A 540-nucleotide genomic window follows, 5' to 3' on the forward strand; every position below is an offset into this window, starting at 1 on the left:
GGCGTTCCGAATAAGATGACGCGCATTTTAAAAGAAGCAGTGGTTAAGGCTGCTGAGAATGCTGGGAATAAAATTGGTAATGATGGTTTGATTTCTTATTTGGAAAAGCAGGCTATGGAATGTCCAGCGGCTTATTTAGCGTTGCTTGGTAAGGTGTTGCCTTTACAGGTGACTGGGGAAGATGGGGGAGCCGTTAAGGTGATAACGCGTGTAGAAATCGCGCCTTTGGTCAATGACGACACGACAGATTAATATTGTACCAAAGCTTATACCGATTTTTACAGGTACGGCTTTGGTGCGTGCGGCTTGGGGAGGGAGAGGGTCTGGAAAGACAAGATCATTTGCATTGATGGCGGCTTTAAAAGGCTATCAATTTGGTATGCAAGGGATATCGGGCACTATTCTTTGTGCACGTCAGTTTCAGAATTCTTTGGCAGAAAGTTCATTGGAGGAAATTAAACGTGCCATTGAAGCGCATGACTTTTTAAAGGACTATTACAAGGTTGGGGAATCTTCGATTAAGTCAATTGATGGTCGTAT

At 43.7% G+C, this 540-nt stretch carries 2 protein-coding genes; both read left to right on the plus strand.

The window, feature by feature from the left end; translation table 11 throughout:
- Positions 1–252, plus strand: a 252-nt coding sequence (locus tag ACFIKD_RS09770) for a hypothetical protein (protein WP_375647951.1), incomplete at its 5' end; no start/stop codon positions are given.
- The coding region (locus tag ACFIKD_RS09775; RefSeq protein WP_375647953.1) for a phage terminase large subunit at positions 233–540 on the plus strand (308 nt) is incomplete at its 3' end. The genes ACFIKD_RS09770 and ACFIKD_RS09775, both read left to right, overlap by 20 nt.

The sequence above is a fragment of the Bartonella sp. CR84HXZ genome (genome assembly GCF_042194535.1).
In the GTDB taxonomy this organism is placed as follows: Bacteria; Pseudomonadota; Alphaproteobacteria; order Rhizobiales; family Rhizobiaceae; genus Bartonella; species Bartonella grahamii.